At 68.9% G+C, this 14,270-nt stretch carries 15 protein-coding genes; 10 read left to right on the forward strand and 5 right to left on the reverse strand.

The features are described 5' to 3' along the window. Positions 1-48: 48 nt before the first annotated feature. Together ACSR87_RS09560 and ACSR87_RS09565 are read left to right on the forward strand one after the other, a co-directional pair. Positions 49-1,065 (forward strand): hypothetical protein, encoded by a 1,017-nt coding sequence (locus ACSR87_RS09560; RefSeq protein WP_498530304.1) that lies wholly within the window; start codon positions 49-51, stop codon positions 1,063-1,065. A gap of 75 nt (positions 1,066-1,140) precedes the next feature. Continuing rightward, positions 1,141-2,223, forward strand: coding sequence for a geranylgeranyl reductase family protein (locus ACSR87_RS09565; RefSeq protein WP_498530305.1), 1,083 nt, complete (start codon positions 1,141-1,143; stop codon positions 2,221-2,223). A gap of 30 nt (positions 2,224-2,253) precedes the next feature. Here ACSR87_RS09565 and ygfZ read toward each other — a convergent pair whose 3' ends face one another. Both ygfZ and ACSR87_RS09575 read right to left on the reverse strand, forming a co-directional pair. Beyond that, entirely contained in the window at positions 2,254-3,351 is a 1,098-nt protein-coding gene (ygfZ, locus tag ACSR87_RS09570) for a CAF17-like 4Fe-4S cluster assembly/insertion protein YgfZ (RefSeq protein ID WP_498530306.1), read from the reverse strand. Positions 3,352-3,493: 142 nt separating this feature from the next. Next, on the reverse strand, positions 3,494-3,793 hold the full coding sequence (locus ACSR87_RS09575) for a DUF6432 family protein (protein ID WP_498530307.1): 300 nt from the start codon (positions 3,791-3,793) through the stop codon (positions 3,494-3,496). Between the two features lie 104 nt (positions 3,794-3,897). On the opposite strand from ACSR87_RS09575, the gene ACSR87_RS09580 reads away from it, so the two are divergent. The 7 genes from ACSR87_RS09580 to ACSR87_RS09610 all read left to right on the forward strand — a co-directional run bounded on the left by ACSR87_RS09580 (position 3,898) and on the right by ACSR87_RS09610 (position 10,266). Beyond that, complete coding sequence (locus ACSR87_RS09580; RefSeq protein ID WP_498530308.1) at positions 3,898-4,938, forward strand: DUF7093 family protein; 1,041 nt, start codon at positions 3,898-3,900, stop codon at positions 4,936-4,938. Positions 4,939-5,008: 70 nt separating this feature from the next. Then, positions 5,009-5,389 carry a DUF5611 family protein gene (locus tag ACSR87_RS09585; RefSeq protein WP_004044523.1) on the forward strand — a complete coding sequence of 127 codons (381 nt, stop codon included), beginning with the start codon at positions 5,009-5,011 and terminating at the stop codon, positions 5,387-5,389. 192 nt (positions 5,390-5,581) lie between these two features. Further along, positions 5,582-6,040, forward strand: a complete 459-nt coding sequence (locus ACSR87_RS09590; RefSeq protein ID WP_008577067.1) for a universal stress protein — start codon at positions 5,582-5,584, stop codon at positions 6,038-6,040. Between the two features lie 80 nt (positions 6,041-6,120). Further along, positions 6,121-6,798 carry a TIGR00266 family protein gene (locus tag ACSR87_RS09595; protein WP_004044521.1) on the forward strand — a complete coding sequence of 226 codons (678 nt, stop codon included), beginning with the start codon at positions 6,121-6,123 and terminating at the stop codon, positions 6,796-6,798. Positions 6,799-6,882: 84 nt separating this feature from the next. Then, positions 6,883-7,851 carry an ROK family protein gene (locus ACSR87_RS09600; RefSeq protein WP_008577071.1) on the forward strand — a complete coding sequence of 323 codons (969 nt, stop codon included), beginning with the start codon at positions 6,883-6,885 and terminating at the stop codon, positions 7,849-7,851. Positions 7,852-8,297: 446 nt separating this feature from the next. Next, positions 8,298-9,773, forward strand: a complete 1,476-nt coding sequence (locus ACSR87_RS09605) for an LVIVD repeat-containing protein (RefSeq protein ID WP_498530309.1) — start codon at positions 8,298-8,300, stop codon at positions 9,771-9,773. 160 nt (positions 9,774-9,933) lie between these two features. Further along, on the forward strand, positions 9,934-10,266 hold the full coding sequence (locus ACSR87_RS09610; RefSeq protein ID WP_004058105.1) for a NifU family protein: 333 nt from the start codon (positions 9,934-9,936) through the stop codon (positions 10,264-10,266). Between the two features lie 319 nt (positions 10,267-10,585). Here the strand turns inward: ACSR87_RS09610 and ACSR87_RS09615 are convergent, their stop codons facing one another. Both ACSR87_RS09615 and ACSR87_RS09620 read right to left on the reverse strand, forming a co-directional pair. Further along, on the reverse strand, positions 10,586-11,992 hold the full coding sequence (locus ACSR87_RS09615; protein ID WP_498530310.1) for a ribonuclease FAU-1 family protein: 1,407 nt from the start codon (positions 11,990-11,992) through the stop codon (positions 10,586-10,588). After that, on the reverse strand, positions 11,989-12,363 hold the full coding sequence (locus tag ACSR87_RS09620) for a DUF7532 family protein (protein WP_498530311.1): 375 nt from the start codon (positions 12,361-12,363) through the stop codon (positions 11,989-11,991). Before ACSR87_RS09620 ends, ACSR87_RS09615 begins: the two co-directional genes overlap by 4 nt. 157 nt (positions 12,364-12,520) lie before the next feature. Here ACSR87_RS09620 and ACSR87_RS09625 point away from each other — a divergent pair, with 157 nt between their 5' ends. Continuing rightward, positions 12,521-13,558, forward strand: a complete 1,038-nt coding sequence (locus ACSR87_RS09625; RefSeq protein ID WP_498530312.1) for a PrsW family intramembrane metalloprotease — start codon at positions 12,521-12,523, stop codon at positions 13,556-13,558. Positions 13,559-13,627: 69 nt separating this feature from the next. Here the strand turns inward: ACSR87_RS09625 and ACSR87_RS09630 are convergent, their stop codons facing one another. After that, the gene (locus ACSR87_RS09630) at positions 13,628-14,239 is read right to left on the reverse strand and encodes a riboflavin synthase (protein ID WP_498530313.1); all 612 of its coding nucleotides are present in this window, start codon (positions 14,237-14,239) and stop codon (positions 13,628-13,630) included. Positions 14,240-14,270 lie beyond the last annotated feature (31 nt).

Below are 14,270 nucleotides of genomic sequence, written 5' to 3' on the forward strand. Positions count from 1 at the left end.
CGCGGTCCGCGCGGGTCGATTTTTCATCCCCGAGCGCCTACGTCCCCCATGCACCTCTACGCCGCAGCGAACGGCGCGGTCCTCGCGGTCTCGGGGTCGTCGAAGAACTTCACCGCTCGACGACGACTCGGCGAGCACCGAATCGAGTGCGTCGCGGCCGACCCGCGCGCGCCGGACCGGGCGTTCTGCGGGACCTTCGACGCCGGCGTCTTCCGCACGACCGACGGCGGGGCGTCGTGGCACGCGGTCGGCACCGACGCGCTCCCCGAGTCGGTGACGAGCCTCGCCGTCTCGCCGGTCGACCCGGACGTGATTTACGCCGGCACCGAGCCCTCGGCCGTCTTCCGCTCTCGCGACGCCGGCGACACGTGGACCGAACTCGCGCCGCTTTCGACCCTCGATTCGGCGTCGTCGTGGGCGTTTCCGCCCCGCCCGCACACCCACCACGTCCGCTGGATAGAGCCGGACCCGACCGACGCCGACCGATTGTTCGTCGCGGTCGAAGCCGGGGCGCTCGTCCGCTCGCTCGACGGCGGGGAGACGTGGCAAGACCGCGTGCCGTCGAGCAAGCGAGACACGCACTCGATGGCGACGCACCCCGACCGACTGGGCCGCGTCCGGGTCGCCGCGGGCGACGGCTACGCCGAGACCGACGACGCGGGCGAGACGTGGACGACGCCGACCGCGGGGCTCGGCCACGGCTACTGCTGGAGCGTCGTCGTCGACCCCGCGGACCCGGACTCGGTGCTTCTGACGGCCGCCTCCGGGCCGATGCGCGCTCACCGAGTCGAGTCGGCGGCGGCGTACCTCTACCGCAGGCGAGACTCGTCGGACGACGAGGGCGACGGCGACGAGTCGTGGGACCGCCTCGACGAGACCGGCCTGCCGACCGGGTCGGGCGCGACCCGCGCGGTCTTGGCCGCCGGGCAAAGCGGCGGCGAGTGCTACGCCGCGAACGACCGCGGCCTCTATCGGACGACCGATTTCGGTGACTCGTGGGACCGCATCGAGGTCCCGTGGGACGGGACGCGACGAACCGCCGCGGGACTGGCGGTCGTCGGGTAGTCGGGCGGTTTTCGGTCGGTTCGCGCCGCCGCCCGAAGCGAGAAGATTCATGGGTCGGCGCGGCGACGCCCAACCATGTACGATTTCGCCGTCGTCGGCGTCGGTCCCGCCGGCGCGCGGTTCGCCCGCCGCGCGGCCGACGCGGGCTACGACGTGCTCGCGCTGGAGAAAGGCGAGGTCGGGACGCCCCTCGCGTGCTCCGGCCACGTCAGCACCGACATCTGGGAGTACGTCCCCGACGAGGCGCGCGACCGCCTGTTTCAGAACCGAATCTACGGGGCGAACTTCCGCGTCGGCGGCCCGAACTCGAAAGCCTACCCGTTCTACAAGCAAAGCGAGGTCTCGAACGTCATCGACCGCGTCGAACTCGACCGCACCCTCGCTGACTGCGCTCGCGACGCCGGCGCAGACGTGCGCGAGGGCCACACCGTCACCGCCGTCGAGGAACTCGACGACCGTGTCCGACTGACCGCCAGCGTCGCCGGCGAGGCCGGCACCGTCCGGTTCGAGGCGAAGATGGTCGCCGGCTGCGACGGCCCGACCTCGCGGGTCCGTCGGGCGCTTTCCCTCCCCGAACCGTCGGAGACGCTCCACGGCGTCCTCGCGTTCGACCCCGAGCCGGACGACGGCGACTTCGTGGACGTGCACCTCACGGTCCCGCGATTCTTCGCGTGGCGCATCCCCCGCGGCGACGCCGGCGTCGAGTACGGCCTCGCGGCCCCGCCGGGCGCTGAGGTCAACGAAATGTTCGACGCGCTCACGAACACCTACGACGTGGAGACGGAGCACTTCTGTTCGGGAGCCATTCCCATCGGCCCGCCGGACCGGACGACGACCCGGCGGGCGTTCCTCATCGGCGACGCGGCCGCGCAGACCAAGCCGTTCACTGGCGGCGGCATCCTCTACGGGATGACCGCGGCCGACATCGCCGCGTCGACCATCGACCCCGACGACCCCGAGACGCTGTCGGCCTACGAGTCGGCGTGGCGCGACGAACTCTCGCGGGAGATTCGGCTGGGCCACCTCGTGCGCCGGTGTTACTCCTTCCCCGAGTGGCTCCAACGGGTCGGCCTCCGGTCGCTGTCTGGGGAAATCGGCGTCCACATGGACAAGCCGAGCTCGTTCTTCTCGCGCGAGCACCTGAAGAAACTGCTCTGAGACGGCCGGGAGCCGCCAAGCACACCGAGTCTAGTTCTCGCCCGGATACGTCGGAATCCGCGCCGACACCGCGCTCCCCTCGACGAACGGCAGCGACTCGCGGGTCGCCTCGACGCGGTCGCCGTCGACCGCGACTGTCAGGGCGTCGGCGTCGAGGCCGTAGTCGACGAGCGCGAAGCCGATGGGCGCGTCGAGTATCGGGCTCTCGACGGCGCGGGTGACGGTTCCGACCGACTCGCCGTCCGCCGTGACCTCGGCACCGGCGGCGGGGAGGGCGTCGGCGCGGAAGCCGACGAGCCGGCGCGAGGGTCGCCCGCGGTTTTCTATCTTCGAGACGAGTTCCTGACCGACGAAACAGCCCTTATCGAAGTCCAGCGCGTTGCGGACGCCGACGACGTTCGGGACGTTGCCGCGGAGTTCCGACTCGAAAAGCGGCGTGCCGGCCTCGGCGGTGAGGCTGTCCCACGTCCGATAGCCGACCGGGACCGAGGGGTTGCCGTAGAACAGGAGCGCGTCGAGCACGTCTTCGGCGTCCTTCGCGCGGCAGATGACGTCGTAGCCCTCCTCGCCGGTCGGGTTGTCGGAGGCGACGACCGTGACGCCGAGTTCGCCGCCGATGGAGCCGCGGACGAACGAGAGCCCCGGTTCGGGTGCGCCCGCTCCCGAGAGGATGCTCGCGACCTTCTCGGTCGACTGGGGGCCGTGGACGCCGAAGACGCCGAACTCGTCGGAGGCGTCGCGTATCTTGACGCGCTGGAGGAACGTCTTCGAGCCCCACTCCTCGACGAGCGGTTCGGCGCGGTCCCGCGGGGTGAAAATCAGCAGGCGCTCGCCCGCGTTGTAGACGTACATCTCCGTCTCGATGCGGCCGTCGGGGTCGAGAAGCAGGGCGTAGACGCCCTCGCCGTCCTCGTCGGGGACGGTGTTCGTCACCGCGTTGTCGACGTAGTCGACCCGGTCTTCGCCCTCGACGACGACCACGCCGTAGCCGTGTTCGATGACGCCGACGCCGTTTCTGACGGCGCGGTGGGTCCGCTCGGGGCGGCCGTAGTGGCTCACGACCTCGATTCCGCCGCGCGTCTCGAACGTCGCACCGTGTGCCTCGTGGATGTCGGCGACGAGTGTCATTACTCCCCGTTTCGCCTTCGGCGCGTAAAACCCTCCCACTCCCGGACGACACCCCCGGCTTTTGGTGCGGGGCCGTCCCGGTTTTCGGTCGCGGGCCGGCGGGCGGGTAGTCAAAACGAGTCTGTGCTCCGCGTCGCCGCGCTCAGAGCCCGAACCGCTCGCGGAGTCTCTCGAACAGCGACGCGTCCTCTTCGACGGCTTCGCTCGGGTCCGGAACGACGCGCTCGTCGGCGTGAATGAGGACCCCCGTGTCGGCCTCTTCGACCACGATGAGGCTCTCGTCTTTCAGCGCCGACAGCGCCGCTTCGATGGTGTCGATGTCGGCGTCCACGGCGGCACGGAGTTCGAACACCGTCATCCCCTCGTCGTGGCGGTCGACGAGCGCGTCGAGCACCGCGACCTCGATGTCGCGGCGGTTCCGAAACTCCCGCCTCGCTCTCATAGCGGGTACATCGTTCGCCTCCTGTTTACTTGTACCGCCCGTCTGACGGGCGTCCGACGGGCAGGGGGTAGCTTTTTGTTTCCGAATCCCGGAATCCTCGCGTAATGGGACTTACTTGCCGTCTTCTCGGGCACTCCTACGGAGACGCCGAGACGGAACGGGAGCGCGAGGAACGCGGCGACGAGGTGGTCGTCTCGATTCGGGAGATACAGGTCTGCTCGCGGTGCGGACACGAACAGGTCATCAGCGAGAACAAGGAGGTCACGGCCATCCGAACGCCCGAGGAGGTCGGGATGACGGAGGGCGAAGTCGAGACCGCGGCCGCCGGCTTCGAGCCGGCGAACCCGCAGCCCGGCGTCTCCGACGCCGAGGACGCCGCCATCGAGACGGCTCCGGACGCGGAGACGCGGGCCGAAGCCGACGCCGCAACCGCCGCTGAGACGGACGCGGACGCCACCCCGAACCCCGCGGCGCAACAGCCGACCGAGGCCGCGAGCGCGGATACGCCCGACGCCCAGCCGGCCGACCAGCCCGGCGACCAGCCGGCCGCGAGCGCCGACGCTGGCACTGCTGACGCCGGGACCGCCGACGCGCCGCCCGTGACCGACGACGGCATCATCCTCGACGACGACGAATCGCAGTCGGCCACCCGCGACCGAACGCAGTGGCCCGACGAGGTCGACGAGGTCGAGACCGACGACCCGACGCCGCCGGCCGACGGCGACGACGCGGAGTTCATCGACGCGGACGCAGAGGCGGGCGTCGAGACCGACGCCGAGGCGGAGCCCGAAGGGAGCCAGACCCGCGAACGCGGCGCGTGGCCCGACGCGCCGGGCGACGACGAGGGTTGGAACGCCCAGCCAGACGACGGCGAGCCCGTCTCGGTCTCGTTCGGCGGCGGTCTGACGCCCGAGAACAACGGCTCGTCGACCCAGCAGGCGAACGGGCAGTACGTCGAGGCGGAGGACGAAGACGACTTCGTCCGGGCCGACGAGTCGAACGTCGGCAACGAAGCCCCCGACGACGCCGTCGAGTACTACTGTCCGAACTGCGGCCACGCCCGCGGCGCGTCCTCGTCGTCGATGCGGGCCGGCGACATCTGCCCCGAGTGTAAAAAGGGCTACATAGCCGAGCGGGAGTCCTGACCGCGGCACGCCCTCGCAGGCGTCGCGGAGTCGCGAAACAGGTAAACCATACCCTGTCGAAAAGGCGTCCATGAAGGAGTACAAGATGCGTCGTGGGGAGACGCTCGAAGAGCGAATTCCGGACATGGAAGCGACGGTCGAAGACTACTTCGGCCCCATCACCGGCACCGAGGAGTTCAAAGGCAGCGACCTCTACGTCGTCGGCGAGCCCAAGAACCCCGTGTTCACCCGCATCGTCGCCGGCGCGGTCAAGTACAGCGGCAAGAAGGACAAACTCGCGGTCAACTTCGAGGAGGCCGACCCGGCCGACCTCGCTCCCGAAGACCTCGAAGCCGCCGGCGAGGCCGTCAGCGCGAAAAACGACTTCCTCCTGGAGGCGACGGGCCGCGACGCGAAGTCCCGCCGCGATTCGATGAAGCGCGCGGTCGAAGACGACGCGCCCGACGTCTGAGCCGTCCGACGTGGTCCGGATTTTCTCACGCAGTCGCCCACCGAGCGGCCGCGCTGCCAGCGAAACGCACATATCGCTCCCTCGTGACACACTCAGTGCGAGCGACCGTAACACGGTCGGATATGAATTTTTACTTCGGTTCGAGTAAAAATCTCCGGCACGGTTAAGTGATACCGGGACGAACGGACTGGTATGGCTATCGAAACTATCCTGCTCGCGGTCGGCGCGGGCGACGCCGAGCGCATCGACAGACTCGCTGAGGAGACAATCGACGTAGCCGGGCCGACCGGCGCGACGGTCGTCATCGGGCACGTCTTCACGAAAGACGAGTACGACGACGCGCTCGACAACCTCGATTTCGATATCACGGCCGAGGAGGTTTCGGCGGACGACGTGGCCCGACGACACGCCACCGTCCGCGAACTCACGCGCCGCTTCGACGACGCAGACATCGACTACATTATCCACGGCCGAGTCGGCCACCACGGCGAGAAACTCGTCGAACTCGCGGGCGAGGTCGACGCCGACCGCCTCGTCGTCGGCGGTCGGAAGCGCTCGCCGACCGGCAAGGCCGTCTTCGGGAGCGTCGCACAGGAGGTCATGCTCGAAGCGTCGTGCCCCGTGACGTTCGTCCGCGCGGACACCAAGTGACGGGTCGCGGGCGGCGCGACCCCTCGATGTTCCCGATTTTCGCAGGCAACTACATATCTTAGCGCGCCGTCAACTCCCGCATGGACCACACCATCGACTACCGCCCGTCGTTCGCCCTCCTCACCGTCTCGCTCGACGAGGGCGAGTCGCTCCGGTCGGAGGCCGGCGCGATGGTCAGCTACTCCGACGGCATCGACATCGAGACGAACGCGAAAGGCGGCCTGTTCGGGTCGCTCAAGCGGAGCGTCCTCGGCGGTGAGTCGTTCTTCCAGAACACGTTCAGCGCGCGGCAGGCGGGCGAGGTTTCCTTCGCGCCCCCGCTGCCGGGCGACATCGTCCACCACGGCCTCGAAGACGAGACCCTGTACGTGCAGTCCGGGTCGTACATCGCCTCCGACCCCGCGCTCGACCTCGACACCTCCTTCGGCGGGGCGAAGACCTTCTTCGGGAGCGAGGGGCTGTTCCTGCTCAAACTGACCGGCACCGGTGACAGTTTCCTGTCGAGCTACGGGGCCATCCACGAGGTCGAACTCGGTGAGGGCGAACGCTACACGGTCGACACCGGCCACATCGTCGCCTTCGACGAAACCACGAGTTTCTCGGTCGAGCGCGTCGGCGGCCTGAAGTCCACCCTGTTCAGCGGCGAGGGCCTCGTCTGTACGTTCACCGGCCCGGGAACCGTCTGGATACAGTCGCGCAGCATGGACTCGTTCCTCTCGTGGCTCATCCCTAAACTCCCGACCAACAACTCCGCGTAACCCCGACCCGGGACTTACATCGCCGCGAGTAAATCTACCGAAAATCCCGCTTAGTTAAGTGGTGGGCGCATCCCTATGGGAACGATGGCGTACTACGTGGGCGTCGACTTGGGGGCGACGAACGTCCGTTCCGTGGTCGGCGACGACGATGGAACCGTCCTCGGAGAGGCCCGTGACAACACTCCGCGCGGCCCGACGGGAATCGCGGTCACCGAGGCGGTCCTCGGCGTCGTCCGCGAGGCGTGTGCCGAGGCGGGCATCGACCCGAGCGACGCGGTCGCGGCCGGTATCGGCGCTATCGGCCCGCTCGACTTGGCCGAGGGCGCGGTCGAAAACCCGGCGAACCTCCCGGACACCATCGACCGCATCCCGCTGACCGGTCCCCTCTCGGTGCTGTTGGAGACGGACGAGGTGTACCTGCACAACGACACGAACGCCGGCGTCATCGGCGAGCGGTTCCACTCCGACCGCAACCCCGACGACATGGTGTACCTCACCATCTCCTCCGGTATCGGCGCGGGGGTCTGTGTCGACGGGCACGTCCTCGCCGGATGGGACGGCAACGCCGGCGAGGTCGGCCACCTGACGCTCGACCCGCACGGCTTCATGACGTGCGGCTGCGGCCACAACGGTCACTGGGAGGGCTACTGCTCGGGGAACAACATCCCGAAGTACGCTCGCGAACTCCACGAGGAAGACCCCGTGGAAACCGCGCTCCCCATCTCCGACCCCGATTTCTCCGCGGTCGACGTGTTCGAACACGCCGGCGACGACGAGTTCGCAGACCACATCATCAGCCAACTGGGCCACTGGAACGCGATGGGCGTCGCCAACATCGTCCACGCGTACGCGCCGCTCATCATCTACGTCGGCGGCGCGGTCGCGCTCAACAACCCGGACCTCGTGTTGGAGCCCATCCGCGAGCAGATGAGCGAGATGGTCATGTCGAACATCCCCGAGATTCAACTGACGACGCTCGGCGACGAGGTCGTGGTCGAGGGGGCGTTGGCGAGCGCGATGACCGGTGGCACCGGTGACCGTTCGCGGCTGTGAGGCCGCGAGGATTCGCGGGTTTCGGCGCAGATGGTACCGGTGACCGCTCGCGGCTGCGACGTGGCACTTCCTGTCACCACAACCGAATTATCTCGATTGATACTCGGTGGCGCAATCTTATAACCCCGGTCGAGAAACGCGATGACGTGCACCCGACGACGCCGAGTCGCTCGGCGCGCCGGTCGGCGCGTTCCCGTTCTCGTCGAACCGAACGGTGCACGGGCGTTCCACCGGAAGCCTAGAACGGGACTGGTCGACAACCCCCACCATCATCGTCGACCGACCGACGCCGCCGGGGTGACCCACCCACACCCACCCACCCACCCACCCATCCCCGCCGGCGTCGCTTCAGTTCTCACGCAACCCAGTGCAGACTGAGCGGTCCTCGCTCGTTTCAGTACCAGCACCTCCGTCCGATTTTTCCCCTCGGCACCCGCAGATTCACCGTGGACCGCCGCCAGTTCCTCCGCACCGTCGGCGGGAGCGCGCTCGCCGTCACGACCGCTGCCGTCGCCGGTTCCCGTCCCGCCACCGCACATCCCGGTCCCTTCGAGCCGCTGGGCCGCATCGACATCGACGGCGCGAAAGAGGCCGTCGTGTCGGCCGACGGCGAGACCGTCTTCGTCGCCGCGACCAGCGGCTACGCCGTCGTCGACATCTCCACGCCCGACCGCCCGGAACTCCTCGCCGAGCGCCGCGACCCGCTTTCGGACCGCGAAGACGGCCCCTTCCGCGGCCTCTACGACGCGAAACTCGACGGGGACACCCTGCTGGTCGTCGGACCGGCCAACCCGATTCCGGGCGCGCCGGCGGGCGTCCTCGTCGTCGACGTGTCCGACCCCGCGAACCCCGACGAAATCGCGTTCCACGAGACCGGCTTTCCCATCCACAACTGCTTCGCCGCCGACGGCCGGGCGTATCTGACCGCTAACGACGGCGACCGAAATCCGCTCGTCGTCCTCGACATCGACTCCGGCGACGAACTCGGCCGCTGGTCGGTCGTCGACGCCGACGACCGCTGGGCCGACGTGCCGCCCTCGATGCGGTCCGTCCACGACGTGTGGGTCCGCGACGCGGTCGCGCACGTCGCTCTCTGGGACGCCGGGACGTGGCTCGTCGATCTCTCGGACCCCGCGTCGCCGTCGGTCCTCGGGGCAGTCTCTCCCGGAGACCCCGAGGCACTCGCCGCGCTAACCCCTCGCGGCCGCAACCGCGAGCGGCGGACGCCGCCCGGAAACCACCACTACGTCGCCACCGACGACGCCGGCGACCTCCTCGGCGTCGGCGTCGAGTCGTGGGCAATCGAGGTCGACCGCGACGACGGGACGACCGAGCTCGTCGGCGGCCCCGGCGGCGTCGAACTCTGGGACGTGACTGACCCCGCGAATCCGGAGCGGCTCTCGACCATCGAGCCGCCGGCCAGCCCGGACCCGACGCTCGGCGGCGTCTGGACCACGGCGCACAACTTCGACTTCCGCGACGACAGGCTCTACACCTCGTGGTACCGCGGCGGCGTCAAGCGCCACGACGTGTCGGACCCGGCCGACCCCGTCGAACTCGCCTGGTGGCGCGACCCCGAGCGCGCGAGCTTCTGGACCGCGCAGTACGCCTACTCGTTCGCCGACGAGGGCGTCTTCGTCGCGTCGAACTGGGGCGTCGGCGACGCGTCGCCCGCGCTCTACACGTTCCCCGACCACGCCGGCGACCAGCGCGACCCGCCGACGCTCGGGGCGGAGCCGACCACCGAATCGCTCGTCAACACGCCGACGCCGTCCCCGACCGGAAGCGAGGCGGCTGCGCCGGCGTCCGAAACCGAACCGTCGACCTCGACGACCGACGCGCCGGGGTTCGGACTCGGCGTCGGCGCGGCGGCGCTCGGCGTCGCCGGTTGGCTGGTCCGCCGTCGCGAGCGGCGCGACTGAGGGCGACCGACGCTCGCGCCCGAGAGCGTCGACGGGAACACCGCACCGCGTGGTTCCCGCGTCGAGTCTATCACGAACGACCGAGACAGCCTTTCTCTCGCCGGCCGGCGCGTCGGGAGAACCGTTTCATTCTAATCCGTGGGGTTCGAAGCATCGGGGTATGAGCGACGAGTCGGAGAGCCTCAAAGAGCGCGTCGAGACGTGGATGGTCGGTCAGATGCCGATTATCCAGATGCACGGCGGCAACAGCGTCGTGCGCAAGGCCGATGCCGAATCGGGGGAAGTCGTCGTCGAACTCGGGGGTGCGTGCGCCGGGTGCGGCATCTCGAACATCACCGCCCAGAACATCCAGTCGGACCTCATCATGACGTTCGACGAAATCACCGACGTGCAGGTCAAGGTCCCCAGTTCCGGCGACCACGGCAGCAGCACCGTCGAGGGCGGCCGCGGCGGCGAACTCCAGTACGGCGACGAGGGTCCGGGGCACTTCTAGCCCACCTTTTTTCACGGGGTCCTCGGCAACTTCGTTGCCTCGAACCCCGCCAAAAAATCTGGACCAAAAAGGCGGCTACTCCCTTCGGTCGTAGCCGTACTGTTCCCTCCGACACGAGCGCCCCGTTCCGCGGTTCTCAATACGTATCCAGTCGTGTCGACCGTATGACTATATTGGTCTTTTTCACGCTCGCTCTCCGTGTGGCCTTCGCGGGGTGTTCGTCTGCCGGCCCAGCTATCGGCCGCCGACGCCTCCCGCCACCGCGACGACCGAGTCCTCCCCGGCAACGACGACTGACCGTCTTCCGGAGTTGCGACGCCTACCCCGACAGCGCCGACTCCAGACTCGACGCCACCGACCGCGCTTTTTCCGCCAGCTCTTCCGAGATGCGTCCCGCCTCGACGGCCGCGTCGAGTTCGTCGTCGTCGACGCGTTCGACCGTCCCGTCGGCGTGTTTCACCACGTCGACGTGCAGGTCGATATATCGAATCTCATCGGGGAAGCACTCGACGGGCGTGCAGATGTTGACGTAGGTCCCCTTGATACCGCCGTCGGAATCGCGGTACACCGTCGGATACCACCACCGCCCCTCTCGGAACTTCGTGACCGCCACGTCGCCGGACTCGCGGTCGACGCCGAGGGCGTCGTAGGTGCCGCCGCCGCTCATGCCCCGCCGGAGTTCGACGGTTCCCTCGGGGTCGCGTTCGGTCACCTCGCCGGAGCCGAGCGTGATGAGCCGGCCGTCGGGCTTCCCGTGGCCGATTTCCACGTCGTCGCCTTCGAGCGGGCCGAACTGCGCGGTCACCACGCCGAAGGGGAACTCGCCGTCGCCGACCGATTCGCAGAGCGCCTCCGCGAGGTCGACGCCGGCGGAGGCCTTCGGTGAGGCGGCCTTCGTCCGGTGGTGGCCGGGCATCGTCGTCTCGACGGCCCGGCGCTGGGAATCGAGTTCGAAGCGGGTCTCGCGACCGAACCAGACCCACGTCGTCGCGGTGGGCGCGGCGACCGGCCGCGGGGCGTCGACGGGTTCGGAGAGCGCGTCGTCGAGTTCCTCAGCCACCTCGGCGGCCCGGTCGAGCGCGTCGTTCAGGGCGCTCATGTCGGCGTCGACGGCGTCGCGGTGCCAGCGGATGCCCCAGCCCTCGGGCGGGTCGCCGCCGAGGAGGTCCGTCATGCCGGCCAGTTCGCGGGCGGCGGCCTCGTCGCGGGTGTCGACGCGGACGCCCTCCGAATCGGGGTCGAGGGTCGCCAGTCCCGCGACGGCGCGGACCTCGCCGGTCAGTTCGGCGCGGCGGGAAGCCCACGGCGGGGCCGACTCCGCGACCTGCACGCGGACCTCGTCGCCGACCTCGACGCGGCCGTCGATGTCGCCGTACGAGAGGTAGCCCTCGGTCTCTCCGAGGTCGCAGACCGCGCCGCCGCCGAGGGTGTCGGTCACGCGGGCGTCGAACACCGCGCCGGTCGGCGCGGGGTCGTCCCACGCGAAGGTGTCGATGCCGAGGTCTGAGAGGCGTTCGGTGGCCGCTTCGACCGCCTCGGGCGCGCCGGTCGCGCCGACGCCCTGTCGGTTCCGCGTCGTCTCGACCGACACGTCGTGGTCCGACGAGTCGAACTCGGCGTCGAAGCGCTCGCGAATCGGGCCGGACGCCTGCACCACGTCGTGGCCGGCGTCGAGGAAGACGCTCGTGAGCGCGGTGGCGTAGATGCCGCGGACGCGGACTCTCATAGCTCGTCGGCGTCGCGGGCGAAGGTGACGCGGGCGTCGACCGTCGGCCCGAGCGTCAGTTCGACTGTCTCCTCCGAGAGCACGCGACCGCCCTCGATGGGGACGCCCCACGAGTCGAACTTGAGGTAGCCCCGGAGCTCCGCGCCGTGGGTGTAGAGGTCGACGTGGTCGACGGCGTGTTCCTGCACGTCACTCGCGCTGTGGGCCATCTCCATGTCCGAGTAGACCGTGCCGCCGTCGCCGAAGAACGCGGCGATGGCGTCTGCGTCCGATTCGACTGCGTCGCTCACGAGGTCCGACGCGGCCCGGAGGTCGTCGGTGTCGAGGCCGACCTCGCGGAGCGCCGCCTGTTCGCGGGGGTCGAAGTGCATACCCGGCCTTCGGAGCGGAGGCATTAACGTCGTACGGTCGGCCGTCGACCAGTCGGTCGCCGGTCGCCGGCCATCCGACTGTCGACCCTCCGCCCCCCACGTCACGGGATGCCGTAGCCGAAGCTATTACCAGACGCAATACCCTTTATGCCACGTAATGGACCAGCAGGACCCAGTCGAGCAGGCGTCCGACGGCTCGGGCGACCTCTACGACATCGCCACGTGGGAGGAACGAACCTCGGTTGACGGGCTGGCGGTCGCGCTCTACCGGCTGCTGGTCGCGTCGACGCGAGTGGTCGTCATCCTCGCCGCGCTGCTCATCCTCGTCGGTATCGGCGGCCTCTCGGCGCTCACCGACCCGCAGGTCGGCGCGCTCACCCTGCTTTCGGCGCTGCCGGCGCTCGCGCTCGCCGGCTACGTCTACTACTCCGACGTGACCCAAAACGAGCCGCTTTCGATGCTCGTGGTGACGTTCCTCCTCGGCGTCCTCACGGCCACGTTCGCGGCGATTCTCAACTCGCTTCTGAGCAACGTCGGCCAGACCATCGCGGGCGAGTTCCAGCTGGCGCTCGGCTTCCTCGGCAGCGTCGTGTTCTACTTCCTCGTCGTCGGCCCGGTCGAAGAGACCGTCAAGCTCCTCGCGGTCAGGCTGTACGCCTACTCTCACGACAGCTTCAACGCCGTCATCGACGGGGCCGTCTACGGCGCGATGGCCGGCCTCGGCTTCGCCACCATCGAAAACGCGCTGTATATCACTCGGAATCTCACTTCTTCAGGGCTCGATGTGGGTTCCGGCGGCGTCGGCATCATCGCCGCCGGCGGGACGATTACCGCGGTCCGCGCGCTCGCCGGGCCGGGGCACGTCATCTACTCGGCCATCGCCGGCTACTACCTCGGCCTCGCCAAGTTCAACAAGGAGAACGCCGGCCCCATCGTCATCAAGGGCCTCATCCTCGCGGCGCTGGTCCACGCGACGTACAACTCGACGGTCGGCCTCGGCTCGACCGCCATCGGGGCGATAACCGGCCTCGGCGGCCTCGCGGCCTTCCTCGTCTACGTTATCATCTACGACGGCGTCTTCGGGCTCTACCTCATCGGGAAGCTCCGACGGTACAGTCAGGCCTACCACAGCGCTCACGCGCCCGGTCCGAGCGCGGCGTCGTTCAGCTCGGAGCAGACTGAGTTCGAGGACTGAAGCGAGGCGGCGACGGCAGGAAAAAGCAACCCGAGACGAACCGGGGCGAACCGTGGCGTCTCCCCACTCCTACTCGGCAACCAGTCGCTCGGCGTAGCCGTCGAGCATCGATTCGACGTACTTCGCCACCACGTCCACCTCGACGTGAATCGGGTCACCGACCGCCTTTTCGGAGAGCGTCGTCAGGTCGTAGGTCGTCGGGATGATGGCCACGGCGAAGGAGCCTTCGCGGCGGTCGGCCACGGTGAGGCTGATGCCGTCGAGACAGACCGAGCCCTTCTGGACGACGTAGTTCGCCAGCGACTCGGGGAGGTCGAACTCGAAGAACCAGTCGTCGCCGACGCGCTCGACGTTCGTGACCGTCGTCGTCCCGTCGACGTGACCCTGCACGATGTGGCCGTCGAAGCGGTCGTCGGCCGCGAGGGCGCGTTCGAGGTTGACGCGGTCGCCTTCGACCGCATCACCGAGGTCGGTCTTCTCGACGGTTTCGGCCGCGAGGAACACCTCGAACCAGTCGTCACCGAACGCCTCGACGGTCAGGCAGACGCCCGAGACCGCGATTGACTGGCCGTGGTGGAGGTCGTCGAACGCGAGGTCGGTTCGGATGCGGAGGCGGCGACCGCCGTCGGTGTCGGTCACAGCGACGATTTCGCCCGGACCCTCCACGATTCCCGTGAACATACCCGCGGCTTCGGTCGGGTGCAGTTAATGC

The sequence above is a fragment of the Haloferax sp. SDI50 genome (genome assembly GCF_059802635.1).

Bases quoted from the DNA above. Each gene is read 5' to 3' on its own strand.
- ACSR87_RS09575 (WP_498530307.1), bottom strand. From the start codon at position 3,793: ATGAGAGCGAGGCGGGAGTTTCGGAACCGCCGCGACATCGAGGTCGCG.
- ACSR87_RS09560 (WP_498530304.1), top strand. From the start codon at position 49: ATGCACCTCTACGCCGCAGCGAACGGCGCGGTCCTCGCGGTCTCGGGG.
- ACSR87_RS09615 (WP_498530310.1), bottom strand. From the start codon at position 11,992: ATGAGAGTCCGCGTCCGCGGCATCTACGCCACCGCGCTCACGAGCGTC.
- ACSR87_RS09595 (WP_004044521.1), top strand. From the start codon at position 6,121: ATGGACCACACCATCGACTACCGCCCGTCGTTCGCCCTCCTCACCGTC.
- ACSR87_RS09565 (WP_498530305.1), top strand. From the start codon at position 1,141: ATGTACGATTTCGCCGTCGTCGGCGTCGGTCCCGCCGGCGCGCGGTTC.
- ACSR87_RS09610 (WP_004058105.1), top strand. From the start codon at position 9,934: ATGAGCGACGAGTCGGAGAGCCTCAAAGAGCGCGTCGAGACGTGGATG.
- ACSR87_RS09625 (WP_498530312.1), top strand. From the start codon at position 12,521: ATGGACCAGCAGGACCCAGTCGAGCAGGCGTCCGACGGCTCGGGCGAC.
- ACSR87_RS09585 (WP_004044523.1), top strand. From the start codon at position 5,009: ATGAAGGAGTACAAGATGCGTCGTGGGGAGACGCTCGAAGAGCGAATT.
- ACSR87_RS09620 (WP_498530311.1), bottom strand. From the start codon at position 12,363: ATGCACTTCGACCCCCGCGAACAGGCGGCGCTCCGCGAGGTCGGCCTC.
- ACSR87_RS09600 (WP_008577071.1), top strand. From the start codon at position 6,883: ATGGCGTACTACGTGGGCGTCGACTTGGGGGCGACGAACGTCCGTTCC.
- ygfZ (WP_498530306.1), bottom strand. From the start codon at position 3,351: ATGACACTCGTCGCCGACATCCACGAGGCACACGGTGCGACGTTCGAG.
- ACSR87_RS09630 (WP_498530313.1), bottom strand. From the start codon at position 14,239: ATGTTCACGGGAATCGTGGAGGGTCCGGGCGAAATCGTCGCTGTGACC.
- ACSR87_RS09580 (WP_498530308.1), top strand. From the start codon at position 3,898: ATGGGACTTACTTGCCGTCTTCTCGGGCACTCCTACGGAGACGCCGAG.
- ACSR87_RS09590 (WP_008577067.1), top strand. From the start codon at position 5,582: ATGGCTATCGAAACTATCCTGCTCGCGGTCGGCGCGGGCGACGCCGAG.